Source organism: Membranihabitans maritimus (assembly GCF_021729145.1).
Lineage (GTDB): Bacteria > Bacteroidota > Bacteroidia > Chitinophagales > Saprospiraceae > Membranihabitans > Membranihabitans maritimus.
Genome location: NZ_JAJSLW010000107.1, coordinates 1 through 270, shown reverse-complemented (window position 1 = coordinate 270; position 270 = coordinate 1). Strand labels below are relative to the sequence as shown.

The following is a 270-nucleotide window of genomic DNA, read 5'->3' as shown; positions in this document are numbered from 1 at the left end:
GATCTTGATACACAATTATTCATGCTTAACCATAAACAAGGCTATGCAAAAGCAAGTTCAGTTGAAGTATCGGCTTATTATCGTAAAAATAACGACCATTATATTTACTCGCGTGAAAACCCCAGTGCATTTGAAGCGTTTCATGAAACAGCAGTTAAAGCTCTGGCGCTATCTGGGCGTCATAGTAACAGTGAATCGTTTGCAATCAATTACTCAGCGCAATACATGGAAGATGCAATTGAATCTACCACCCTTGAGAATAACTTTACC

General features: G+C 38.5%; 1 pseudogene. It reads left to right on the top strand.

What is annotated here, in order from left to right:
* Positions 1-270, top strand: a pseudogene (locus LVD47_RS23505) (TonB-dependent receptor); the annotation flags it as partial.